The organism is Tissierella sp. P1 (genome assembly GCF_002266425.1).
Classification (GTDB): Bacteria; Bacillota; Clostridia; order Tissierellales; family Tissierellaceae; genus Tissierella; species Tissierella carlieri.
The window spans coordinates 132227-157083 of record NZ_NPMN01000006.1 but is presented as its reverse complement, the minus strand read 5'-3'; the positions used below and the strand labels follow the sequence as shown (position 1 = coordinate 157083).

The following is a 24857-nucleotide window of genomic DNA, read 5'->3' as shown; positions in this document are numbered from 1 at the left end:
CTGTTATCCAAATCACCGTCTCTATAGTAATCAATTGCCCACTCATATCATATATGAATTTTAGTCATGACAATTGCACCTATATATATAAATTGTCAACTATTTTTTGTAGGCACATGCCTACTTTAACTAGTAAATAAAAAATAAGTAGTCTATCTAAAACTTCCATCTTAACATAGCGATTTTTATCAATGAACTCTTTATGAAACTTATAATAAAAAAAGAACTTACTTCCAAAAGTGAATCCTTTAAATTTAAAGTTATATCTGATATTAAAAATTAAGTTATATTGTATCAAGAAGAAAAACAGATTCATAAAATATAAATTCCCAGCAATTTTCTAGGAGTGGCCTTTTATATTTTATACCTATACTCTTCCAAAGCTTTCTATAAATTTTAATGCAATGGGAGAAATATATCTGTCTTTTACCCATATTGCAGCTATTTGAGTTCTCAACTTTTCACTTTCTATCTCTTTGTAAATCAGATTTCTATTAGCAGCAAGTTCAAATACAGACTTAGGTACAATAGCTATTCCAAACCCTGCATTTGCCCACATAAGAGCTGTCCGAGCATCGTCATTTTTACAGAATATCTCTGGCTCGAATCCATGCTCCATACAAGTTTCATAAATTAGATGTTCAAACCTTCTGTAAATAATCAACGGCTTATTTTCTAGTTCATTGATTGATATAGTAAACTTATCTGGGTTCCAATAATATTCCTTTGGTATTGCGGCTACCATAGGCTCATCATCTGCATATTTGCACTCAAAGTTTAAAGCATTAAATGGTGTTCTGGCAATGCTACTTCAATAATACCTTTATTTAGCAAATCAATAAGTGTAAAAGTATTCCCCTCATATATTTCAAATTTAATACCAGAATGTTCCTTGTGAAATTCTGATATCCTTCCGCTTAGAAGTGTTTCACCTGATGATGAAACTGTACCTATTGATAATGTTCCCTTTAGTCCCTTACTGAAATCTTCAATTTCTTTTACAACAGAATTCGATAATTCTAAGATTTGGTGTGCCCTGTTCATCAATATCTTCCCTGCATCTGTAAGCTGTATGTTCCGCGAGCCTCGCTCTACAAGCTTTACACCAAGCTCATCTTCCAAAAGCTTGAGTTGTTGACTTAGGGGTGGCTGTGCCATATGAAGTTTTTTAGCCGCTAAAGTTATTTGACCTTCTTCTGCAATGGCTAAAAAATATTTTAATTGTCTTATATCCATAGAAACCTCCAAGAAAGATATATTTTTTTCATATATTATATATACAGAATAGATATTTTAAATATGGAAAATCGTATGATACAATTATAGCCGGAGATATGAAAACATGCAATATATTTCTAACCATTATATTACAAGTGGAGGATGATAAATTTGTTCAAGCTTAAAGTTTTTTTAAGACCATATAAAAAAGAATGCATAATTGGTCCAGCTTTTAAGCTACTAGAGGCGATCTTTGAGTTGCTACTGCCCACAATTATGGTGCTCATCATTAACAACGGCGTTGATAAACACAATATAGATTATGTACTTAAAATGGGAGGACTTATGCTTCTGATGGCAATACTTGGATTTTGCAGCTCCATGATATGCCAATATTATGCGGCGCGTGCCTCACAGGGCTTTGGTACAGGTTTAAGAAATACTCTTTTTAAACATATGTCTTCTTTTTCTTATGCGGAAATAGATACTTTTGGTACATCATCCCTAATAAATCGAATTACAAATGATGTAAATCAGCTTCAGCTTGCGGTTGCCATGCTAATACGTCTAGTCATACGTGCACCTTTTATATGTATAGGTGCAATTGTCATGGCCATGATACTAGACTTCAGGTTATCACTAATTTTTTTAGTTACCACACCTATTTTCACAATTATATTGTACCTTGTTATAAGTAAATCCTCACCTCTCTACCGCAAATATCAAAAAAAGCTTGATAAAATTGCACTAATATTACAAGAAAATCTTTCTGGAGTAAGAGTAATCCGTGCATTTGCCAGAACTGAAAATGAGAAGCAACGCTTCTGTGCCGCTAATGATGATTTAACTGACTCCGCTATTGCCGTTGGTAAAATATCTTCATTGCTCAATCCTATGACATCATTTGTAATGAACGCTACCATTATAGGCATATTATGGATCTCCGGGTTTCATGTTAACACAGGAAGGCTTTCCCATGGAGAGATTATTGCCTTTGTAAATTACATTACTCAAATACTACTTGCACTTATAGTAGTATCCAACCTTATAATTATATTTACTAAGGCATCTGCTTCTGCCGACCGTATAAATGAGATTCTAGCAGTTACTGCATCTATTCCAGACAACGCAAAGTACTTTTGCAGCATTATTAATAACAATGCTCCATCAATTCAATTCAGCAACGTTTCCTTTGCTTATAGTACTACAGGTGATATGGTCCTTGAAGATATTTCAATAATTATTAATCGTGGCGAGACCATTGGACTTATAGGCAGTACCGGATCAGGAAAATCTACATTTATCAACCTTATACCTAGATTTTATGATACGACAAAAGGTAATATTTTTGTGGATGGAATAAATGTTAAAGATTATAAGCTTCATGAGCTACGTAATAAAATTGGTATTGTGCCTCAAAATGCTGTATTGTTCACAGGGAGCATAGCTGAAAACATTCGCTGGGGAAAACAAAATGCCACAGATGAAGAGATTATAGCAGCAGCTAAAATTGCACAGGCTGATGAATTTATTTCAAAGCTTCCAGAAGGATATAACACACAGGTATCACGTGGTGGATTAAATTTTTCAGGCGGTCAAAAACAGCGTTTGACCATCGCTCGTGCTGTAGTTTCAAAACCTGATATTTTGATGCTTGATGATTCTGCAAGTGCATTAGACTTTGCTACAGATGCAGCCCTAAGGCAAGCAATTAATCAAATAAGCCAGAATATGACCGTACTAATTGTTTCTCAAAGAGTGAGCACAATAAAGGAAGCTGATAAAATTATTGTATTTGATAACAGACATATTGTAGGCTTTGGCACACATAAAGAACTTGTAAATAACTGTGAAGTATATAAAGAAATATGTATATCACAACTTTCAAGTAAGGAGGGTTCTATATGAACAAGGATATATTAAAAAGAATTTTAAAATACACTGAAAAATATAAAGCTCATGTGTTTGGGTCCTTTATAGCTGCAATTTTAAGTGTGACATCAAGCTTGATTGGCCCAATTCTAATAGGTAAATCTATCGACCATATGATTGGAATAGGTGCTGTAGATTTCAGGTCACTATTCAAAACTTTAATCATTTTGGCATTAATCTATGCTATTGGTAATCTATTTGTGTGGCTTTTGACCTATCTAACGAATTGGATATCATATCAAACTGTTAATGATATGCGCCATCAACTTTTTGACAAAATTAGTACCTTGCCTCTAAAATTCTATGATACTCACCCTCATGGCGATACAATAAGTCATTTTATAAATGATATAGATGCAAGTCTCAGATGGAATGCTTCATGGTATATCAACATTGCTCACGGCTGTAGTTACCATTTTAGGTGCAATAGGATTTATGCTGTATATAAGCCCAATTATGACAATAGTAGTGCTTTTTTCTGCTCCTGCTTCTTTTTTAATGGCACGATTTATTGCTAACCGTTCACAGCAAATGTTTAAGGCCCAGGCGAGAAATTTGGGGAAATTAAATGACTATGTAGAAGAAATTATTAGCGGGCAAAAAGTTGTGAAGGCTTTTAATTATGAAGACCGCTCTTTTAAAGAGTTTAAGAAAATTAACAATACATTACATAGTTCTGGCCTAAAATCACAGTTTTATGGCTCCGTATCTGGACCTACTACTCGTCTTATAAACAATATTACCTATTCTACTATAGGTGTTATCGGCAGTACTTTGGTCATCCTAGGAAAAATAACAGTTGGAAATATATCAAGTTTCCTTATTTACTCGAATCTATTTGCAAAGCCTTTTAATGACATAACTGGAATATTCACCCAGATACAGTCTGCAATTGCGTCAGCGCAGCGTATATTCTATATTATTGACATGCCGTCAGAAAGACCTGATGCTAAAGATGCTATTAATATTAAGCACAGTCAAGGTAAAATAAACTTTAATAATGTGACTTTTTCATACAATCCCCAGCGTCCTCTGATTACAGATTTCAACCTGAATGTGAGATCTGGCACCAGGATTGCCATAGTGGGTAAAACCGGTGCTGGTAAGACGACTCTCGTAAACTTACTTATGCGGTTTTATGATATTGATAATGGGTCTATATCCATTGATGGTATTGATATTAGGAACATCACCCGTGACAGCTTACGATCCAGTTTTGGCATGGTACTTCAAGATACATGGCTGTTTTCAGGTACCATACGAGACAATATCTCTTATGGCAATCCAAATGCAACAGATAAAGAAATTATTGCAGCATCTAAATCTGCCGAGGCTCACAACTTTATAAAATCTTTACCTAATGGCTATAACACATTTATTTCTGACGCTGGTGGAAATTTATCTCAAGGACAAAAGCAGCTCCTCACCATTGCTCGGGTAATGCTCGTCGATCCGCCAATGCTTATTTTAGATGAAGCCACAAGCAATATAGATACCAGAACGGAAATCCATATACAAAAAGCATTTCTAAAAATGGTTGAAGGTAGAACAAGCTTTGTTATAGCTCATAGACTTTCAACAATACGCGAAGCAGATCTGATTTTGGTCATGGATAATGGGAATATAGTGGAAAGTGGAACTCATAATCAGTTATTAAAAAATGGCGGATATTATGAAAGACTCTATAACAGTCAGTTCACTCCTGCATAAATTATTACTTTTATTAACCTAGTTGCTAGAAAAACCTTAGGATATAATATTGAAATCCTAAGGTTTTGGTTTATGAATACCATTTGCTTAACAGCCAATATTCATAAACAATCATAGTTCTATAAGATAGCTTTACATCTATACTCGGCGGAGAGCTTGGAGAGTCACAGTAAACATTATCAAACATACTTATACTATCTCGCTTTAAATATTTGTACTTTTTTTACTTCATCAAGTCTTAATTCCCAAAACGTACCTTGAATATATTCTCCTGAAGAGTAAATTTCATTATTAAGACATTCTTTTATATTAAATATTTTATCCCATGATTTTTCAATTAAACCTTGTCTTTCTTCTTTTGGTAATGAATCCAACCATTCCCATTCAGCATCTAGTTCATCTTCATTTCCACTATCTCCTATATACCAATTATTCAGAACATAATGCCATAAATCAAAGTCGCTTAATAAGACTTTCTTATCTGGAATCTCTAATTCAATACAAGCTATTTGCTCTCCCGATGGCCCATGAGCAGAGTGCCTTAAATCTGGTTTCTTATGTTGACCTTTATAAATGTACCATCCCCATATAGGATATATATTAGATTTATAAGAGCTATCACCAATTTTATTTATCATTTTGTTTCTAATCCAATTATATTGCTCTAAAAATGAATAATCTTCATCTTTTAAATAGGATGCCAATTTTTCATCACATGTTACAATCTTTTCTTCTTTTAGCTTCTCCCAGATATCAATTGATTGTATTGTCCATATTTTCATATTTAAAATCTCCCTATTTTTCAATCCCTTCAACACTCTCAATTTCGGGTTGATTTTCCTATTTCTTATCTTAATTCTAAGCTATCATCACTTAAATTATCATATATCATCTATAATCTATCTTAAAATGTCATCAGACATAATATGCTATTGTAAATATCCAGACCTTTATAAAATATCAAAGTAGTCACCATCAATATCTAATAATATTGATGGTTTATCTTTATAATATATAAAAAGCTTATGCAAAGGTCTTGTTATTGAAACATATAGCAGTTTTATATGAAGTTCATCATCAATATAATTATCATTTGAGCAATTAAATATTATAACAGCATCAAATTCTAACCCCTTTGATAAATATGTTGGAATTACTACTACTCCACCTCCATAGGAAGTATCTTTATCAGTAATTAAATGTATATTATCATCCATAACATTCTTCAATGCTTGGCATACTTTTGTACTCTCCTCGGTAGTCTTACATATTACAGCAATTGACTTATGACCTTCTTCTTTAACTTCATTTATCCTTAAAGCTATATCATTAATGATCTCATTATCATTATTCTTTTTTATAATTAGGGGCTTATCTCCCGATCTTAATACAGGCTCTGCAAGAGTTATTTCTTCTTTTCTCCATTTTTTTATAACTTGATTAGCAAAGTTCATTATCTCCATTGTAGAACGATAACACTTTTTTAAGCTTAGTAATTCCTTATCAGAACCTGTAAATACATTATCCATTAACTCTTTCCAATTTCCTATACCTTTATATGAATGTATTCCTTGTGAAATGTCACCCACTATTGTAAAAGAATCATTACTACTAAGCTGCCTTAATATATACATTTGAAGCTCACTATAGTCCTGTGCCTCATCCACTATTATGTGATTATACTTTCCTTTTAAAGATAGTCCTTCAAGCTTTAAATGAAGATATAACAGCGCAGCTAAATCCTCTCTCTCCAGCATTTCATTATCAAATATTTTCTTAGAATAGTCACTTATAAATGTAATATTTCCTTTATCGAGCTCTCCATTACTATATTTCTCCAATTTCTCACAATCTGATATTAGACCTTTATATAGTGTTAGGATATCAAGGTCTTCCCATTGATCAAAATATCGTTTTATGGCTTTATACATGGAATCCTCCAGATTTTTATTAATCATATCCCTCTTGTCATATACCCGTATAATCTTATCTCTAATAGTCTCTATATCTTCTACAGAATCCTTTAGCTCTTTTATTTTCTTATCACATTTTCTGGTAACTTTCTCCTGAATAGTCTTAACTCTATCTGAAATATTTGATTCGATGTATTTTTGTATTCTCTTTGAACGTGGTACAATAGGAAGGTATTTATAATCTTCTTCATACATTTTTAGAACTTCATCATATGAATATATAATAATGCCATTGATTTTAAGGTCAATTTTAGGGACTAAACTCGAAGATAAATCAATAACATATTTATCGATTATATTTTTTAATATCATAGAGCCTTTAAAAAACGAACTTAACTGTAAATTTTTTCTGTATTCTGCTGATAGATTCTGATAATCTAGCAGCTTATAAAACTTAGTTTCAATATCTGCCAACTTATACTCTGTATCTAATAAAGACATTACAATATCTTCAAATGTAGATTGCTTTATTTCTTCAACTCCCAAATCTGGTAATACATCGGAAATATAGTTTAGAAAAAGATTGTTGGTACTATAATAAGCAACTTTTCAGCATCGAATATCTCCTGATAGGTATACATAAGATATGCTATCCTATGTAAAACAATCGTAGTCTTTCCGCTTCCTGCTACTCCTTGGACTATCAGAACCTTTCCTTTATCTGCCCTTATGATGTCATTTTGTTCACTTTGTATGGTATTGACAATATCCTTAAGTCTATTATCCTTCTTTTCCCATAATGCTGTTTGAAGATACTCATCCATAGGAGTAAGTCCTTTATCAAAAATATTAATTAGTTCCTTTTTCTGTATTTCATATTGCCTTTTAAGCTCCAAATCTCCTATTATTAATCCTCCAGGTGCTTTATACATTACCTCTCCTATTTCACCACTATAGTATAAACTTGCCATAGGAGCTCTCCAGTCAATAATAAGCATTTTGTTATCATCTTTCTTGGTTAAACTTGTTTTTCCTACATAAAAGGTTTCGTATCCACTTTTCCCAAGTTCTTTGAAGTCGATCCTTCCAAAATACGGTTTATCTTCAGCTCTTCTAAGCTGATTAAGCTTTCTCTTATTCGCTTCATGAATTGTAGCTTTTACAATAACATCATCGCTATAATTACCACCTACAGCTCTCTTAAGTTTTAACAATTCTTCATCCATTTTTTCTACTTCATTTGCAAGATAATCTATCTCGCTGTCTATACATTTGCAAGTATCCTTTAGATATCTATCTTCCGCATTAAATGCTGGATGTTTTTGAGCCTGCATAAGACTTACACCTCCAATATAAAATTATAAATAAAAAAACGTTTAAGCGGTGAAATGACAGTACATTAATTCTATATAATATACAGAAAAAAATAAAGTCCATGATACTAATAAATACATGGCCCTATTATATGAGAAGAGTATTATATCATATAATCTCTATAATTCGTAATATTTCAAATTATTTCTTGCATCTTTGGTGTTTGTAGGCTATAATATAATGAAGAAAGAAAAAAAGGTCATTTTCTCTAGAGAAATGACCTTTTTTCCATATTATGTAAACCAATCTATGTTTTTAACTTTCACTTTTTGCTAATAACTTTATTCTTTGGAATTTTAATTGAAATACTTTTTAAATTATTTCCTTTTACTTCTCTTATAATAGTAATATCACGCATCATAAAGCTCCTTCTATTATTCCCATTTGAAGAATCGAAGAGCCACACCAGTACATATTATTGAAAGAGCAATCATGACAATAATAGGCATTGTTACGCTTTCTATCGTCAAACCAAGTGAAACCGCTTTTATAAGTTTTATTCCTTGCGTTAGAGGTAAAATATCTGCAATTTTTTGAAGTGCTATTGGCATAACTTCATAAGGCAAAGTTGCTCCTGAAAAAATTAACATAGGAAAATATAATACACTTGCAATAATGCTTGCTATCTTTATATTTGGAGCAATACCACCTACCATCATACCTATACTAAACATGGATATCATTACCAAAAAGTAAGAACCTATAAACTGAGGCCATGAACCATTAAATCGAAAACCAAAGAAAATTGCTGCTGCAGCATAAACAAGTATAAGTGAAGCAATAGAGTAAAGTACATAAATTACCACTTGTACTGCTAAAATCATAGCGGGATTTATAGGCGTTACCTTAAATCTCTTTAAAATCTTCTTATGGCGATAGTCAGACACAACTAAGGGTAAACCCATCACACCTCCTGCACATATTGCAATCGTAGCAACAGCTCCAAAAGATTGTTCTAAAAATGTGTATCCTGCACCATCAAAAGCCGGCTTATTTCCGTATATAATACCTAAAATAATTGTTACCACTATAGGCATACAAATTGCAAAAATAAACATATCCATTCCTCGTAGGGATAATTTCAACTCAGTTTTTAACATTGTTTTAAATATTTTCATTATTACATTCCTCCTCATCTGTATACCATAGATAAGCTTCTTCAAATTTTTCAAATGGACTCTTTGAAATCGCTTCTTGTACAGTTCCATAAAAAATGCTGGTTCCTTTTTTAAGAATACAAATTTTATCACACAATGCTTCTATCTCATCCATAAAATGGGAGGTTAAAAAGATAGTAAGCCCTCTCTTTTTCAAATCTGAAAGGCATTTCCATACCTCCCTTCTTGCTCTGGCATCTAATCCTGTTGTTAATTCATCTAGGAAAACAACGTCCGGATTAGGAATTAAAGCAAGTATAATAAATAAGCGTTGTTTTTGTCCTCCTGAAAGCTCATTTACTTGGCTTTTGAACTTATCAGAAAGTCCAAATTGTTTTAGCAATGCTACATAATCTGATGGATGCTTATAAAGAGCTTGTGTAACCTCACAAAGTTCTGCTACCGTTATTTTGTCTTGATAATTTGATTCTTGAAATTGGACTCCAACTCGTTCAAATAATTCCTTTCTCTCTGTTTGCGGATTCATTCCTAAAATTGAGATCGACCCATTGCTAAACTTTTTTGTCCCTAAAACACATTCAATTGTAGTACTTTTCCCAGCTCCATTTGCACCAAGCAATCCAAATACTTCTCCCCGCTCAACTGATATGCTAAGGTTATTTACAGCCTGTGTATTTCCGTATGATTTGCACAAAGCATCGATTCTAATTGTTTCCATATTTATAAACCTCCTTTTTCTTAGTATATAAAAAGAATAACACCAGAAATAAGTCTGGTGTTAAACTGTAACCTTCATATTAATTTATTCTTGAATAACTTTTAATCAACTTCAAATATAATTTGCATCAGTATTAAGCAATAGATTAAGTTATATGGATATACTTTTCCAACTTACAGTAAATTCTATTATTAATATCATTGTTCTAGATAGCATTTTGATAAGATAAAAATTTATAAACAGCTATTGGCTTATAGACATTTGGATTATAATTATTTGGACTTTTTAATGTATATACCAAAGCATATGCCTGCTCAGTTGATAGGTCACTAGGCTCTACTCCGTAATAATAATTAGCTGCTTCTTTAATCCCATAGCATCCCTCACCAAAATAGACAATATTACAGTATAATTCCAGTATCTCATCTTTTGTTAACATCTTTTCAAGGTCAATTGCTACAAAAGTCTCTGCAATCTTGCGTTCGTATTTTTTTTCAAAAGAAAAATATAAATTTTTCGCAAGTTGTTGAGTTATTGTGCTTCCTCCTTGCACTAAGGAGTGAGCCTTTATATTATTATACATAGCTCTCCCTATTGCGAGAAAATCAATACCGAAGTGACGATAAAATCGCTTATCCTCCGACTTTAAAACAAGCTGTAAATACTCATCTGAGATTTTATCAAGTTTTATATAATTTTCATCATCCCTAACTTGATTAATTGCATTTTCAAGACTTATATCATTTATAACAGATTGATACATTTTATATCCAGTAATAATAGTCGGAGCTGTAAATATACCTAGTACAAAAATACCAATAAGAAAAATACATGTAATGAAAGTAATTATCTTCTTTTTCATTTTTATTTGCTCCTTTCGCATTCTATCAATTAATTATAGTATATCAACCATAGATTTGCCATACATTTACCTTACAATCTCCTAACAATTTTGTAAGAATATGAAAGTGATAAATTCTTAATCTTTTTAAAGACATCTTCACCATAGAATAATATACTTCTCGCCCCATCTGGATATATATTATTCTTTGAGAGTATCCCAAACATTGCATTCTTCATTAGTAAAATATAGACTTTCTTAACACTATATATTTATACATAAAAAACCTAGGTAAGTAATAACCTACCTAGGCTCATTGCTTTATCAATGTAATTTAATTAATAAATTCTTATTTCTACAGCTAATTTAATATGCCAATACCTCATAGCCATCATCTGTCACTAGTACCATCACTTCCCATTGTGCCGATGGCTTGCCATCTACTGTATAAGCAGTCCAGCCATTCTCCCTATCCAAAAATATTTCGTCTGTACCCATATTGATCATAGGCTCTATTGTAAATATCATGCCCGGTACCATTAACATTTCAGTATTTTTCTTTGAAACATAACTTATCCAAGGATCTTCATGAAAACCTATGCCGATCCCATGTCCCCCAAAGTCTTTCACAACAGAGTATCCATTTTTAATAGCGTGTTCATGAACTACTTGACCCATATCCCCAAGAAACCCCCAAGGTCTTACTTGCTTTAATCCTAAATCTATGCATTCCCGTGCTACATGAACCAGTTTTTTCTTTTTTTCATCCACATTACCAATACAGAACATCCTTGATGAATCCGAAAAGTATCCTTTATAAATCGTTGAAACATCTACATTGATAATATCCCCATCACACAATACTACATTTTTTGATGGTATTCCATGACAAACTTGTTCATTAATAGAAGTACATACGCTTTTTGTAAATCCCTGATATCCAAGTTGCGCAGGGATTCCTCCTAGTTCTTTGTTTTTTTGATAGACGAGTTTATCGATATCGTCAGTGGTTATACCTTCTTTAATATATTTTTCTATGGTATCTAAAACTGCTATATTGATTTTACCACTTTCACGTATTCCTGAAATTTGATCCTGTGTCTTAATCATTTTTCTTGAAGGTACTAAATGACCTTGCAGCTTATACAATTCAATCTTATTATCAAATTCACCATGACAATTCTTATATTTTCTATGACTCCCACACCAACATAAATCATTTCTTCCTATTTTTTTAAACATTTTACCCTCCTTCTATCTACTAATTCAATCTTTTAAAGTACCAAGAAATTCTTCTTCTGGCATCAGAAATACATTCGGCTTCATATATATTTGAATAGCAGTTAATCGCTTCCTATATCGAGAAGGAGTACATCCAAAAGCGTCAACAAAAGCTCTTGTAAAGGCTTCTTGAGAAGAAAAACCATATTTTAATGCTATGTCTAAAAACCTAGACTCCGTATCTCTAATTTCTATTGCAGCAAGACTCAATTTTCGTTTAGATACATATTGCTTAAATGTAATTCCAACATTTTCATGAAACTTTGCTGAACAATAAAATGGGGAATACCCAACATAATTGGACATTTCAACCAGAGTTGGATTTTCTGTTATATTATCTTCAATCCAATCAACCATAATTTCTATCGTTTTTAAAGACAACTATTATCCCTCCTTCCCTCATAGTATTATTATATCATCCATTACTAATAAAAACTTGATATGACTTGCAATACTAATAGGATTAATATGATATTAATGTTCTTGGAGTAAAAAAACACCTGATGCTAAATCAGGTGACAATATTTGAATTAGTATTTGTTATCTTTATTTTTATGCTTTAATAATTTCTATCCGATTTCTGCCATTCTTCTTCGCCATATACAAAGCATCATCACTTAATTTATATAGTGTCTCTATAGAAGTGTTTTCATCTGGGATGGTTGTTACTATCCCTATACTTATAGTGTATTTTATGATACTATTTACGCTGATATTAACAGAAGTATCTTCCGTACTCTTTCTCAATCTTTCTGCAGCCTCCAAAGCTTCTTTTTCATTAGTTCCTGGAAGCAATATAGTAAACTCTTCACCGCCAAATCTTCCGAACAAGTCATAATTTCGTAATTGCCCTTCTATAATAGCTGCAAAATCTTTAAGTACCATGTCTCCTGCAAAATGACCATGAACATCATTAATCCTTTTAAAATTATCCAAATCAATAAGAAGAAATGATACAGGCTCCTTTCTTCTTGAAAATAGTGAAATGCTCTCTTTTGCATGTAATAGAAATGTTCCACGATTAAAGATATTTGTAAGTTCATCATAAGTAGCTGCCTTTATTAAATCAAAATCAGATTTTTCTTTTGCGAGAAGAATAAAGCCAACATTCCCCATTAGCATTATTAGATATAAACAAATAAAAAACAAGACATTGTATATGTTATGAGACATCAAATTCATCAATTCACCTAATTTTATTCCTATATAAGCTCTAAAAATAAGCAAAACTATTTCTACAGCATAAATAACAGCAATAACTCGCTGTAATACTGAAGAGTTTTTATCTGTTAATAATACATATATTGGAAAGAACCATAATATAGATACGATTATAGATATGGCAGAAACTCTTGCACTCTCAATATTATAAAATAGAGCTACAAGATTAAAGATACAAATAGAAACTATAGTAGAAATCCCATAGAATTTTTTTACTATACTAGTGTAACAATTTTTAATAATTAGAAAAGCGATTATTTGTAAAGTTGTCCCAATAATTAGAAATGAATTACCTATTGATATAGAAATAAAGTTATTTATTATATTTCTTAGACCAATCAGAATCCATGCAACTGTTTCAAATAGCCGAGAAAATAGAAATGTATATGTAGTTATATCTTTTTTGCGTTGTATCATATAAGCAATACCTAATATTCCAGAAAAAAGATGACCTAAAATAAGGACTATTATAATGGTTTCTATGTCAATATTTAGATTCATTTATTACTCACACCATTCAACTTGATTTTGAAATGTCACGTGAAAAAGACTTTATCAATAAATCATTCCATTTTTGCATTTGATTTCGTGGCATTTTATCACTATAAATACCCAATTCCAATTGATATAATCGTATTTTCATTTGAACATAACAAATATCCCTTCTATTATCATAGTCTGGATATAAATTTATTATCCCTCGCCTTAAACCTTTCTGTATTTTAAATCTGTTTTACAGCTCTGGCAGAGTTTTTAAAAAATCATAGGTCTTTTGAAAATCAATTTTGTTTAGTTTCAATTTTGCCGAAAAGCAATGCATCATAATATTTATCTTCTATAAAATAGTGGTCTTTTAATCGTCCTTCTAATTCATATCCATTCTTTTCAAGTATGCGAGCAGAGCCAATATTTACATCCACTACACTTGCATGAATCTTATGAAGATTAAGTGCTTCAAATGCGAAATCACTTATTAAAGCAACGCTCTCTGTGCCATAACCTTTACCCCAGTATTCTTTATGAAAGACATAACCAATTTCAGCATGATTCGCGTTTTGATCAAAATTGAAAATCATGGCAGTTCCTATAATTTCCTGAGTTGATTTTAGAACAATGGAAGCATATAGATGAGTACCTGCTGACTCACGTTTTAACATTATTTCAATATGTTCATGAGTTTCATCCAAAGTATTCATTAAGTTCCAGCCGATAAAGCGTGAAACCTCCTCATCTGACGCATAACTATGTATCTCTTTAACATCATTTATACTTAATGATTTAAAGCAGACATTTTTACCTTCCAATGAATGAAATAAACTTGTGCTCATCTTTTTCTCCCCTTCAACTATATAATATATTCCTTTATGATTGATTACTATATTTCATTAAATAATATAATCCTTCACTCCCCATTTCTTCCTTCTCAATTTTCCAATTGTGGGATTTATAATAATTTAAAGCATTAATATTTGATTTTACGCATTTTAAGGTTAATGGTAATCCTACCATTTTTATGGCCTCATTAACAAGAACTGTCCCAATACCTTTACCTTGAAAGTCTTCTAATATAAATAGATTATGAATAAATTTATCTGGTACCCAAATTGATATAAATCCAGCAATTTTATTTCCTATTGATGCAACTAATATTAATTCATCCTTTGTACTTTCATCAAAATCAGATAATTTTAACGTTTCTGGTTCTATCCAATGAAAAGTATTTCGACGAACAGTAAAGAATATCTCTCGTAATTCTTCATAATTTGATTCTTTAGCTTCTAAAACTAAAATATTATCTTTCATCATAACACCTCAATATTTTCAATAAATTGTGTACCTTAACATCACTGGATATTATTATAATATAACATAAACAAGTGGGATGACAATAGAGAATCGTTATAATTAAATATTACATCATATATAACAATTTTTTATTATTTTTCAATTTATATTTGCTCTTTCCTTTTTAGTTCATATTTGTATAATGAGGTATATTTTTTTGTTAATAATACCCTTGATTCCTTAATCTACTATTTTAGATATCTCATCTTTGTTTCAATATTTCTATTGCCTCCTCTAATACGGTATCTTTGCCCTCTTTAATATCCTCTTCGCTAATAAGCACTTCTTCATCTGGTTTAAAGCCGATTTTTTCGTACATGTTACCATCTGCTGCAATATATTGTTCGGCACTAAGGGTAACAATCCATTCATTTGGTAAAATATTTATCAACATATCTGAATGAGTTCCATTAGTTCTTTCACCTATAACTGTAACATGTTCTATCTCACCAAATGCCATTCTAGCAATTTCTCCAGCACCTGCAGTTACCTGACTTGTCATAACTACAATTTTATTTGTTCTAATTCGACTTACATCAGGTTCAATATAGATAGGAGGCGCCTCAAAAAATTCATAATAACTTCCGCTTCTTACACGCTTCGAAAATACTAATTTTTTCTCGTTGGTAAATCGACTGGCAGTAGCTAAAGCGAACGCATCTGATCCCTTCCTATTAAAACGTAAATCAATAATCATCCCACTATTTCCCTCAAACTCTTCCACTACTTCATCAAGAGCCCTGTCAATTTCCTTCTTGTCAAACAAATCAAAAGAATTCAGCAAAATATAACCAAAACCTTCTTCCATCTTCCCATATTGAATCCGACCATTTAGTTTACTTTTTAGTCCTCCTGTAATATATCCGCGTATGTTTTTTTGCATTTCCTCATGATTATCTAAATATAGTTTTTGCCGTTGGTTATTCTCCACTTTTGAGCTTATACTACTAATACCAGTAATAACCTGAATGTGTCTATCATCTAGCTTCAGGATCATTTCTTTAAATATTTGCCGCAATTCGTCTTGGGAAGTATTTTGTGTTACTTTAGACTTATATTCGTCATATATCTGTTTCCAATCAAAATTCGTCAATCCAAACAGACTATAATTCTCGTCAAAAATCTGCCAGAATACTTCAAAATTTTGAACTGGATTCTTTGTAAAAGAATTATTCTTAACTCTCGGTAGTTCTTCTATTTTTGAAAAATGTTTTACATACCCCATATCGTCTTTTAGAGCGCCATTCTGAAATTTGCCAAAAGGCATGCTCTTCCATAGTATAATGTTAAGCAATGGATTTCCATGAAGTTTATCAGCATAAATTGTGCCATCCTTTTCCATTCGTCCGTATGCAAAAGGCAACAAACTATCCTTAGTATGGTTATAAATAATAACATGCTCACGATCAGTTTCTATTATATAGTCATAAACTTCAGATTTCCAAATTTCACGCTTAGAAACATTGATGTTGGGGCGAGTCCCTTTATTTATCTGCTGAAAAATAAATACTCCTGCAATACAAAGAGAAATCATTGACATTACAACAATTCCTATTCTTCTTTTCATACTCCCTCTCCTTTTTCTAATACTTCAATATACTCCTACCAAAACATTATAGCCACTAATAAATGCTTTATATATAATATTTTCACCTATATACTTATTCTTGTATCTTATTTCTCCTTCTACCTCATCCTACTATTTTAACCTATTCTTTTTTTATTAACACAATACCATAAACAAAAGTAATATCATGAGCTTGTATACAATCAATACAAGCCTCATGATATAAACTCTTTTTTCTTAGATGGTATAATAAGAATCATTAGTCTGTTAAGTTCATTACTTATCCCTTCTAAAGTAATTATTCCACCGTATTTCTCTATTAATATTTATACATTATTATCTCCTATATATTTAGTTTCTCTCTCATAAGAAATTTTTATCTATACTGAATAATTCTCCTTCAAGGTATTTTAAGGTTTTTATCCTTTCTTCATTTTCCTGCTTATCGTATAAAAGTTGCTCAATGAACTCCCAGATATCCTCTAGGTTGCGTCTCATCTTATAAAATTGCATTATATCTGTATGAATTACAATATCGATATTTTTTCTATAACTTCTAATAAATTCCTCATAATAAGGTTCCTCTGATAAAAGTGCTAGATCTGCTTCAGGAGGGGCCAACTTTAGTCCCTCCCAATCTATGAGGATCAATCCCTGGCTGGTTTGTATGAGATTCCATGGATGAATATCCGTATGACATAATACCATCTTAGGTTTACTGAACTGCAAGACTTTAGATAAACTTCGAACTTTTTCTATCATTTTCAATACTGATTGCTTATATTTTCCTATCAAAGCTTTTACATCATATGGAATATAGAAATGTGATTCGCTAAATATTTTCTGCATTTGACATAGGAATGGTAAATAATACTCCTCTCGAATTGCATTTGTTGAAACAGGTACTTCTTTACCGTACGAATGAAGCGTTGCTACTATATCTGCAAGTTGAACTGTCTGTTCAATTGTTAACCCTTTACTGCCAATGGTTTCACCGTCTATATATTCATAAAGTAAATATATTCCATATTTATCTTCACATTTTGCTTCTCCATCTTTTGTCAATATTGGTACAGGAAGTTTTCCCCTAAGTTCAGTATTTTTATTTAACCACAGGGTTATTGGGATATATGTGTCAATGAGAGCTGTAAGTTTTGGCGTAGAAGCTCTATTTTTTTCATATACTTTAAGAAAATAATTTTTGAAACCATCACTTAATTTATATGCTAATGCAGACCATCCACCAATCTGCTGTGTAATTGTTACACATTCAATTCCATATTGTTCTTTTATCAAATTAATTGTATTGTTCATTGTTCCTCCTAAAATAATTTAATATTGGTTAAGTTTATAAATATTATTAACACTACATCTTCTAAAAATCCTTTGCTGTCCTTCTATTAAAGAACAGCACAGAAATAGCACAAACCACTACAAGGCTGCCTGCTACTATTAACAAACTTTGTATCCTTACCTTATCAGCAATAGGTCCAAATAATACCATACCAATCGGTAATGCACATGAGGTTGCAATTTGCATAAAGCTGAACACCCTACCATGCATGGATGATTCTACTTTTTCCTGTATCATAACTATAATAGGCGAATTATAACAAGGTGCAGTCACTCCTATTAGCAAATTAAATACAAGATAAAGCGGAAATATTGTAGCTAATCCCATTGCAACCATAAGCAACCCATAAGCCGCACCTGCTAAAATAGTGGTATCCATCCTGTTTTTAAATCCACCCCACGCTGCAATTATGATTCCGCCAAGAGTCATACCAGCACTATATGTCATTTCACCAAGTGTTAAACGCCATACTTCTGTTCCAAATGTCCTGCTTACCATAAGGGGGGTTAAAAAAGCAGATGGACTTATTAAGAATAGTACCATAATTTGAAAAAGCAGCAATCGCTTCACAAATGGATTTTCTCTTAAGTAAACAAAGCCCATCTTAATTTCGTACAAGCTTGACTTACCTATATTATCTCTGTTATAAGTTGGCACTACAATATTAGAGGTGATACTAATACCGATAATTGCTGTTATTACGTCAATAAACAAAATAGTTTCCAGCGAGTATACAGATAAAATAGCCCCACTAAGTGCTGGTGACAAAAACATTATCAGTGACATAATAGTACTATTAATCCCATTAATTTTCATTAAATGCTCTTTTGGAACAATTTGTGGAATCAATGCATTTACAGCAGGTGTTTGTATTCCAGTACCCGTAGAGCGTACTAGAAGAACAGCAAACAAAACCCAAATATTTTTATATCCAGTTAAAAATAGTATTGCCAAAATTAAAGTAGCAACAGCTATAATACCGTCTAATAGCATTATCAATTTTTTACGGCTATATCTATCTATCCATACTCCTGCAAAAAAAGAAATAATAATTTGAGGAGCAAATCCACAGATAGTAGATATTGTAAGCATTACACCTGAAGAGGTTGATAAAGTAATATACCAAACAATCGCATACTGAACCAGAGAAGAACCCAAAAGAGAAACTGTCTGAGCGGTTAAAAAACGTATTATTTTATTTTTCCATTGATTTTGATTATTGTTTTTCATCGTAACACCCCTATGTTATTTCTATATTTATTACCCTATCTGCCCATGAACGGTAAAATGTTTCTTCATGACACACTATTAATACAGTGCCGCCAAAATCCTTTAAACTATTTTGAAGTGCCTCTTTAGCAACAAAGTCCAGATGATTTATCGGTTCATCAAGAACTAAAAAGTTGCAAGGAGATAGTATTAGCTTACATAACTTCACTTTTGCCTGTTCACCCCCACTTAATGTTGATACTGCCTGTATTGCATGATCATTGCTTATGCCACATCGTGAAAGCTGGCGGCGTACTTCTTTGATGTTTAAAGACGGGTAATATTTAGTAATTATCTCAATGGGTGTAAGTGAAGGATTTTCCCATATAATATCCTGCTCATAATACCCAAGTCTCACAGAACTGTCAAACATAAACTCACCTGATATTTTTTCAATACATCCAGTTAAAGTTTTAAGCAAGGTAGATTTTCCGATTCCATTAAAACCTGTAATCACGATTTTTTGACCACCATTTATAATAAAACTTAGAGGTGGAAGAAGAGAATAGTAATAACCCACCTCAAGATTTTTTACTTTTAGAACTTCATGGGCTGAACTAGGACTTTCTAAGAAGCAGAAATCAGGCTTTGAAATTGTAACAGAAGGTGGAGCTATTCGTTCCATACGTTCAAGTTGTTTCCGTCTTCCCTTGGCGTTTTTACTGTTTACACCTGCGATATTTTTGCGGATAAATTCCTCAGTCTTTTTAATCTGCTGCTGTTGAGCATGGTATCTGCGAATATGTTCCTCTCTTAAGTGTTCTTTTTGTTTTAGAAAATCAGAATACTTTCCCGTATATTTTCTGATTATTCCTCCGTCAATGTCACAAATACAACTCGAAATCTTTTCAAGAAAATCATAGTCGTGTGAAACTACGGCAAAGGCATTTGGAAACACAGATAGATATTCTGAAAGCCACAGCACATGCTCCTTATCCAAAAAATTCGTAGGTTCATCAAGTAATAAAACATCTGGTTCTTCCAGCAGTAACTTCGCAAGAATTACTTTTGCTCGTTGACCCCCACTTAACTTTGAAAGCAGTCTATCCCCACCAATGGCAGATAACCCAAGTCCATTCATTACCTTTTCTATTCGTGACTCTATAAGATAGAATTCTCGAGTTTCCAAAATGGTTTGACACTCTGCTGCTTGTAATAAATCTTTTTCATTACTAGTAGAAGCATATTTTTCGTACAGCTTGTTCATTCTTTCTTCCAAAATATATAAATTTTGAAATGCTGTTTTCAAGTACTCTGCAACTGTATATTCTCCCAGAACAACTGCATGTTGGTCAAGATGCCCAAGTTTTATATTTGGTTGCCAAACAATACGCCCTCTATCGGGGATAATTTCTCCTGATAACATTCCAATTAAGGTGCTTTTTCCTGTACCATTACACCCTACAATGCCCATGTGTTCTCCCTTGAACAATACAAGTGATTCATCTTTGTATAAGATCTTGTCTCCATAAATATGAGACAAATTTTTAATTTTTAATAAGCTCATGTCTAAAACTCCTTTCTAATAAAAAAAAGCAGAAGGTCTTGTGCATAAACACACAACCTTCTGCTTCCTAATAGTACCGTATTATTAACGTACACTACCGCTCAAAATTTAGTTTGAGCTCACACAAAAGGCCGCAGACAAAACATTGTCCACGGCCTAATAAATTAATCATAATTACTCGGAAAATAGGTACGAAAATAAAGCGTAACAAAATACGCTTAAAACAACCTATTTACCGATGAATGGAAAGCTTTATGCTTTCAGTTTAAGCTCGGTACAATGCTTCATCGAATTCAATTGTACAGAGCAGATTTCTCTTGTCATTTTATCTATAATAATACGATTCACCATAATGACCCCCAAATTTACTACATATAAGCTCCTCCATAATATCACATTTACTTGAGGTTGTAAATAATAAATAAAATAATCTAAAATCTTATGGCAGTCTTTTTTATAGTTTAATTAAATATCTTGGATTATTTTTATTTTTTTGCTCGGCAACAAGCTTTTATATCACCTATAGTTTGTTTAAATAATTCCATAAATTTATCATCTGTAGCAATTATAACCTCTTCTATTTCTGTTTTCATTGATAGAGCATTTTCAGACTTATACTTTCTTGTTTCAGCAATAATTTCCTTTAATTTCTCTCCGAAAAGAATAATCTCATCATCAATAAATTCTTCAGTTTCCCAATACAATTTGTGTAAAGAAATACTATTCTCTTTCTGTCTAAAAAATTCTTGATAAATATATTCGGTGATATGTGGAACGTAAATAGCGTATAACTTCAATATATTTAGCATGCAATAATATAGGGCATATTGTGCCGATTGACGCTCTTTATGTCCATGTATTTCGGGTTGATATAAGCGTTCTTTAACAATTTCAAGATAATAATCACATAAATCCTTCCAGAAAAAATCATCAATTTGATGGCGAGCTGGTCCTATTTCATACTGGTCAAGAAGCTTTCTTGCATTAACAGTAGTTTGTTTACATCTCTCAATTATCCATCTATCTACAGGCTTTAAATCTACATCAGCATTGAGATTAATGTCCTGTAAATGAGATATTGAAAACTTAGATGCATTCCATAACTTTGTGATAAACCTTTTAGCTATACTTAATTCATCAATTGAAAAAAATGTGTCTGTTCCAAGTTTAGAATTGGCAGCCCAATATCTTATAACATCAGCAGAATGGTTTTCAATAAGCAATTTTGGTTCTAACTGAGAGTTCCCCTTTGATTTACTTATTTTCTCACCTTTTTTTGCAAGAACAAAACCAGAAACCATTATATCCTTCCAAGGAATTTGGTTCGTATGATAAAGACTTTTAACTATAGTATAAAATGCCCATGTACGTATAATTTCATGAGCCTGTGTTCTTAAACTCATTGGTAAAATTCTATTTGAAATATCATTCTCCTCACCCCATTTTGCATTTATCTGCGGAGTAACTGATGAAGTAGCCCATGTATCAAATACAGAACTCTCAGGTATAAATTCATTAGCACCACAAGAGCAGGACTTATCTGGGTTCGTTTCAAGAGGATTTATAGGTAGCATCTCCTCATCTGCAATTATAACATTACCACAATTTTTACAATACCATATTGGGAAAGGAACACCAAAGTAACGCTGACGAGATATACACCAGTCCCACTTAAGATTTTCAACCCATAATACGTATCTGTTTTTCATATATTCAGGGTACCAATTAATTTCATCGGCAGCCTTTAAAAATTGATCTTTATTAGTGAGAATATCAATATACCACTGTTTTGACGGTAGAATTTCAACTTCCTTCCCACAGCGTTCGTGTACAGCAACAGTATGCGTGATATTTTTTGACTCTAAAATAAATCCATTTTCTAAAAGTAAGCCAACAATCTGTTTTCGAGCTATTAAGACTTTTAAACCTCCGATTAATGGAACACTTTCATCTATTGTGCCATCAGATAAAATAACCTTTCGGTAAGGCAGTTTATAAGTTTCATACCACTCTACATCAGTACTATCACCAAAGGTCGCACACATAACTACACCCGTTCCCTTATCCATATCAACTTTGTTATCTGTTAATATAGGGATTTTATAATCATATAAAGGGACAGTGGCATTTTTGCCAATATATTTTTTATACTTATCATCTTCTGGATTTACAAATAGACAAACGCATCCATATAGTAATTCAGGTCTGGTTGTAGCTACTAATAAACTTTCTTCACCTACCTTAAATTTGAGGTAATTAAAGGTAGTATCTTTTTCGATAGTCTCTAACTCTGCTTGGGCTATTGAAGTCTGACATTCAGTACACCATAAAACTGGTGACTCTTTCATATACGCCTTTCCATATTTTAAAAGTTTGATAAAGGATTTTTGCGATATTCGCTGAACCATAGGATTAATGGTTTCGTATTGAAGCGACCAGTCAACTGAGAACCCCAAAGATTGCCATAAATCTTTAAATTCTTTTTCGTATTTTTCAGAGACTGTAGCACACCTTTTAATAAATTCGCTTCTTGGAAGGTTTTTTGCAATAATACTTTCCTCTTTTTCAACAAGCCTTTCCGTTGGCAGACCGTTGTCATCAAAACCAAAAGGATAAAAAACATTATAGCCTTGCATGCGTTTAAAACGGGCTATCATTTCTGCCTGTGTATAGGAGAATATATGTCCAATGTGTAAACTACCACTAACAGTTGGCGGTGGAGTATCAATAGAATAGATTTCATTTTGACTTTCTTGGTCAAAATTGTAGATAGTGTTTTCTCTCCAAAAGTTTTGCATTTCCTTTTCTACTTGCTTAAATTCATAGTTTTTCTTCATGGTAATACCTCCTTAATTTTTACGAACACAAAACAAAAAATCCGCCTTAAGCTTTTTTACATTTGCTTAGGGCGAATCGTATGCGTCCGTGGTACCACCTAAATTCAGATAAAACTATCTGCACTCTGACAGTACGGGAATACATAATCCGATACTGCTTTCCTTTTAACGGTGGAAATTTCCGTTGAAGCCTACTAAGATTATATCTTTTCAGTTCACAGCTCAAAGGCTACTTCCATACTTCCTTCACGAAGATTTTCACCAACCATCTTCTCGCTCTGCTTCAGGTGAGTATGTACTCCTCCTCATCAACGCCATTTTGTTCGTGTTCGTTTATATTATGATATTTTATTATACTCAAAAAGTCAACATTTATGTTTCTATTTTTCAAAAATTTAGAATTGAACTGGTATCAATATATCCAGCAATAAATTTATAATATACTTAATGAAAATCACTTAATATAAGCTATTAATAAAATATTTTTATTTATTTTCCCTAAACAATAGTACGTAGCATTTCACGTGAGTTAGGGAAAATAATGGCATACCTATTGAGTTCTATAACTACCTAAAGTGTAACAAAATGTCCTCAACTGATTGTTCTGGAGACTGTTCCGATGTATCTAGCCAAAAGCCGATCCTTGGAGTCGTTTCCATGAAATCTGCATATAGAGCCTCTACTGTAAATCCAGTATATCCGACCTTTCCTCTCATCTTTTCACGCTTTTTTACTGTCTCTACATTAGGACAGAGTATTATTACATGAACGGGGTAATGTTTCAACATATCCAATATCCGAGAGATCTCTTCACCATAGTAGTTGTCCTGCAAAATAACGGAAAATCCATTATCATAATAGGTTTTTGCAGCATCTGCTGCTAGACGATAACGTAGATGCAACTGTCGTATTGCCTCATCAGACGGCTGTTCTGACATCTCAGCACGTCCTGATACAATCATTGTTCGAAATACATCACCTCGCAGATGCACTCCCTTTTCCATCTTCGAGGCAAGTAGTTCCGCAACTGTTGATTTTCCAGATGCCATAACGCCAGTGATTAAGTATATCGATTTTTTCAACATAGTATACCTCCTAATTGATAAACTTCTGTCTATATGTTTTATTTTATATTAATAGCTATATTTTTCC

20 protein-coding genes, 1 pseudogene and 1 other annotated feature are annotated in these 24857 nt (G+C 32.3%); of the genes and pseudogenes, 3 read left to right on the top strand and 18 right to left on the bottom strand.

Going from position 1 to position 24857, the window contains the following annotated elements:
- Positions 1–367: 367 nt before the first annotated feature.
- Positions 368–1236 (bottom strand): annotated as a pseudogene (locus CIW83_RS23630) (LysR family transcriptional regulator).
- Positions 1237–1389: 153 nt separating this feature from the next.
- Between CIW83_RS23630 and CIW83_RS06210 the strand changes: the two are divergent.
- Genes CIW83_RS06210 through CIW83_RS24260 form a run of 3 tightly spaced genes read left to right on the top strand, consistent with a single transcriptional unit; the run spans position 1390 to position 4860 of the window.
- On the top strand, positions 1390–3126 hold the full coding sequence (locus CIW83_RS06210; protein WP_094899983.1) for an ABC transporter ATP-binding protein: 1737 nt from the start codon (positions 1390–1392) through the stop codon (positions 3124–3126).
- Positions 3123–3668, top strand: a complete 546-nt coding sequence (locus CIW83_RS23625; protein ID WP_255374283.1) for an ABC transporter transmembrane domain-containing protein — start codon at positions 3123–3125, stop codon at positions 3666–3668. Before CIW83_RS06210 ends, CIW83_RS23625 begins: the two co-directional genes overlap by 4 nt.
- Positions 3565–4860, top strand: a complete 1296-nt coding sequence (locus tag CIW83_RS24260) for an ABC transporter ATP-binding protein (protein ID WP_255374291.1) — start codon at positions 3565–3567, stop codon at positions 4858–4860. The genes CIW83_RS23625 and CIW83_RS24260 overlap by 104 nt, the downstream gene beginning before the upstream one ends.
- A 194-nt stretch (positions 4861–5054) precedes the next feature.
- Here CIW83_RS24260 and CIW83_RS06200 read toward each other — a convergent pair whose 3' ends face one another.
- The 17 genes from CIW83_RS06200 to CIW83_RS06120 all read right to left on the bottom strand — a co-directional run bounded on the left by CIW83_RS06200 (position 5055) and on the right by CIW83_RS06120 (position 24790).
- Entirely contained in the window at positions 5055–5642 is a 588-nt protein-coding gene (locus tag CIW83_RS06200) for a DUF3841 domain-containing protein (RefSeq protein WP_094899982.1), read from the bottom strand.
- 168 nt (positions 5643–5810) lie between these two features.
- On the bottom strand, positions 5811–7319 hold the full coding sequence (locus CIW83_RS06195) for a 3'-5' exonuclease (protein WP_094899981.1): 1509 nt from the start codon (positions 7317–7319) through the stop codon (positions 5811–5813).
- Positions 7320–7345: 26 nt separating this feature from the next.
- Positions 7346–8107, bottom strand: coding sequence for a UvrD-helicase domain-containing protein (locus CIW83_RS24255; RefSeq protein WP_094899980.1), 762 nt, complete (start codon positions 8105–8107; stop codon positions 7346–7348).
- Positions 8108–8521: 414 nt separating this feature from the next.
- Positions 8522–9265 (bottom strand): ABC transporter permease, encoded by a 744-nt coding sequence (locus tag CIW83_RS06185; RefSeq protein WP_094899979.1) that lies wholly within the window; start codon positions 9263–9265, stop codon positions 8522–8524.
- Positions 9252–9983, bottom strand: a complete 732-nt coding sequence (locus CIW83_RS06180; protein ID WP_094899978.1) for an ABC transporter ATP-binding protein — start codon at positions 9981–9983, stop codon at positions 9252–9254. The genes CIW83_RS06185 and CIW83_RS06180 overlap by 14 nt, the downstream gene beginning before the upstream one ends.
- A 205-nt stretch (positions 9984–10188) precedes the next feature.
- Positions 10189–10845 (bottom strand): biosynthetic peptidoglycan transglycosylase, encoded by a 657-nt coding sequence (locus CIW83_RS06175; RefSeq protein WP_094899977.1) that lies wholly within the window; start codon positions 10843–10845, stop codon positions 10189–10191.
- 345 nt (positions 10846–11190) lie between these two features.
- Positions 11191–12066 (bottom strand): methionyl aminopeptidase, encoded by an 876-nt coding sequence (locus CIW83_RS06170; RefSeq protein ID WP_094899976.1) that lies wholly within the window; start codon positions 12064–12066, stop codon positions 11191–11193.
- A gap of 24 nt (positions 12067–12090) precedes the next feature.
- Complete coding sequence (locus CIW83_RS06165) at positions 12091–12486, bottom strand: helix-turn-helix transcriptional regulator (RefSeq protein ID WP_094899975.1); 396 nt, start codon at positions 12484–12486, stop codon at positions 12091–12093.
- 171 nt (positions 12487–12657) lie between these two features.
- Positions 12658–13827 (bottom strand): GGDEF domain-containing protein, encoded by a 1170-nt coding sequence (locus CIW83_RS06160; RefSeq protein WP_094899974.1) that lies wholly within the window; start codon positions 13825–13827, stop codon positions 12658–12660.
- Between the two features lie 278 nt (positions 13828–14105).
- Positions 14106–14654, bottom strand: a complete 549-nt coding sequence (locus tag CIW83_RS06155) for a GNAT family N-acetyltransferase (protein ID WP_094899973.1) — start codon at positions 14652–14654, stop codon at positions 14106–14108.
- A 34-nt stretch (positions 14655–14688) separates the two neighbouring features.
- Positions 14689–15129: a GNAT family N-acetyltransferase gene (locus tag CIW83_RS06150; RefSeq protein ID WP_158220033.1), complete on the bottom strand. Its 441-nt coding sequence runs from the start codon at positions 15127–15129 to the stop codon at positions 14689–14691.
- Positions 15130–15373: 244 nt separating this feature from the next.
- Positions 15374–16738: a S41 family peptidase gene (locus tag CIW83_RS06145; RefSeq protein WP_094899971.1), complete on the bottom strand. Its 1365-nt coding sequence runs from the start codon at positions 16736–16738 to the stop codon at positions 15374–15376.
- 363 nt (positions 16739–17101) lie between these two features.
- Positions 17102–18052, bottom strand: a complete 951-nt coding sequence (locus CIW83_RS06140) for an aminoglycoside phosphotransferase family protein (RefSeq protein WP_094899970.1) — start codon at positions 18050–18052, stop codon at positions 17102–17104.
- 61 nt (positions 18053–18113) lie between these two features.
- Positions 18114–19322 carry an MFS transporter gene (locus tag CIW83_RS06135; protein WP_094899969.1) on the bottom strand — a complete coding sequence of 403 codons (1209 nt, stop codon included), beginning with the start codon at positions 19320–19322 and terminating at the stop codon, positions 18114–18116.
- A gap of 10 nt (positions 19323–19332) precedes the next feature.
- Positions 19333–20868 carry an ABC-F family ATP-binding cassette domain-containing protein gene (locus CIW83_RS06130; protein ID WP_094899968.1) on the bottom strand — a complete coding sequence of 512 codons (1536 nt, stop codon included), beginning with the start codon at positions 20866–20868 and terminating at the stop codon, positions 19333–19335.
- Between the two features lie 485 nt (positions 20869–21353).
- Positions 21354–23705, bottom strand: a complete 2352-nt coding sequence (locus CIW83_RS06125) for a valine--tRNA ligase (protein ID WP_094899967.1) — start codon at positions 23703–23705, stop codon at positions 21354–21356.
- Positions 23706–23769: 64 nt separating this feature from the next.
- Positions 23770–24026, bottom strand: a binding site (T-box leader).
- A 245-nt stretch (positions 24027–24271) separates the two neighbouring features.
- On the bottom strand, positions 24272–24790 hold the full coding sequence (locus CIW83_RS06120; protein ID WP_094899966.1) for an AAA family ATPase: 519 nt from the start codon (positions 24788–24790) through the stop codon (positions 24272–24274).
- Positions 24791–24857 lie beyond the last annotated feature (67 nt).

Bases quoted from the DNA above. Each gene is read 5' to 3' on its own strand.
- CIW83_RS06135 (WP_094899969.1), bottom strand. From the start codon at position 19,322: ATGAAAAACAATAATCAAAATCAATGGAAAAATAAAATAATACGTTTT.
- CIW83_RS24255 (WP_094899980.1), bottom strand. From the start codon at position 8,107: ATGCAGGCTCAAAAACATCCAGCATTTAATGCGGAAGATAGATATCTA.
- CIW83_RS06130 (WP_094899968.1), bottom strand. From the start codon at position 20,868: ATGAGCTTATTAAAAATTAAAAATTTGTCTCATATTTATGGAGACAAG.
- CIW83_RS06150 (WP_158220033.1), bottom strand. From the start codon at position 15,129: ATGAAAGATAATATTTTAGTTTTAGAAGCTAAAGAATCAAATTATGAA.
- CIW83_RS06145 (WP_094899971.1), bottom strand. From the start codon at position 16,738: ATGAAAAGAAGAATAGGAATTGTTGTAATGTCAATGATTTCTCTTTGT.
- CIW83_RS06155 (WP_094899973.1), bottom strand. From the start codon at position 14,654: ATGAGCACAAGTTTATTTCATTCATTGGAAGGTAAAAATGTCTGCTTT.
- CIW83_RS06140 (WP_094899970.1), bottom strand. From the start codon at position 18,052: ATGAACAATACAATTAATTTGATAAAAGAACAATATGGAATTGAATGT.
- CIW83_RS06120 (WP_094899966.1), bottom strand. From the start codon at position 24,790: ATGTTGAAAAAATCGATATACTTAATCACTGGCGTTATGGCATCTGGA.
- CIW83_RS06170 (WP_094899976.1), bottom strand. From the start codon at position 12,066: ATGTTTAAAAAAATAGGAAGAAATGATTTATGTTGGTGTGGGAGTCAT.
- CIW83_RS06200 (WP_094899982.1), bottom strand. From the start codon at position 5,642: ATGAAAATATGGACAATACAATCAATTGATATCTGGGAGAAGCTAAAA.
- CIW83_RS06175 (WP_094899977.1), bottom strand. From the start codon at position 10,845: ATGAAAAAGAAGATAATTACTTTCATTACATGTATTTTTCTTATTGGT.
- CIW83_RS06160 (WP_094899974.1), bottom strand. From the start codon at position 13,827: ATGAATCTAAATATTGACATAGAAACCATTATAATAGTCCTTATTTTA.
- CIW83_RS06185 (WP_094899979.1), bottom strand. From the start codon at position 9,265: ATGAAAATATTTAAAACAATGTTAAAAACTGAGTTGAAATTATCCCTA.
- CIW83_RS23625 (WP_255374283.1), top strand. From the start codon at position 3,123: ATGAACAAGGATATATTAAAAAGAATTTTAAAATACACTGAAAAATAT.
- CIW83_RS06125 (WP_094899967.1), bottom strand. From the start codon at position 23,705: ATGAAGAAAAACTATGAATTTAAGCAAGTAGAAAAGGAAATGCAAAAC.
- CIW83_RS06180 (WP_094899978.1), bottom strand. From the start codon at position 9,983: ATGGAAACAATTAGAATCGATGCTTTGTGCAAATCATACGGAAATACA.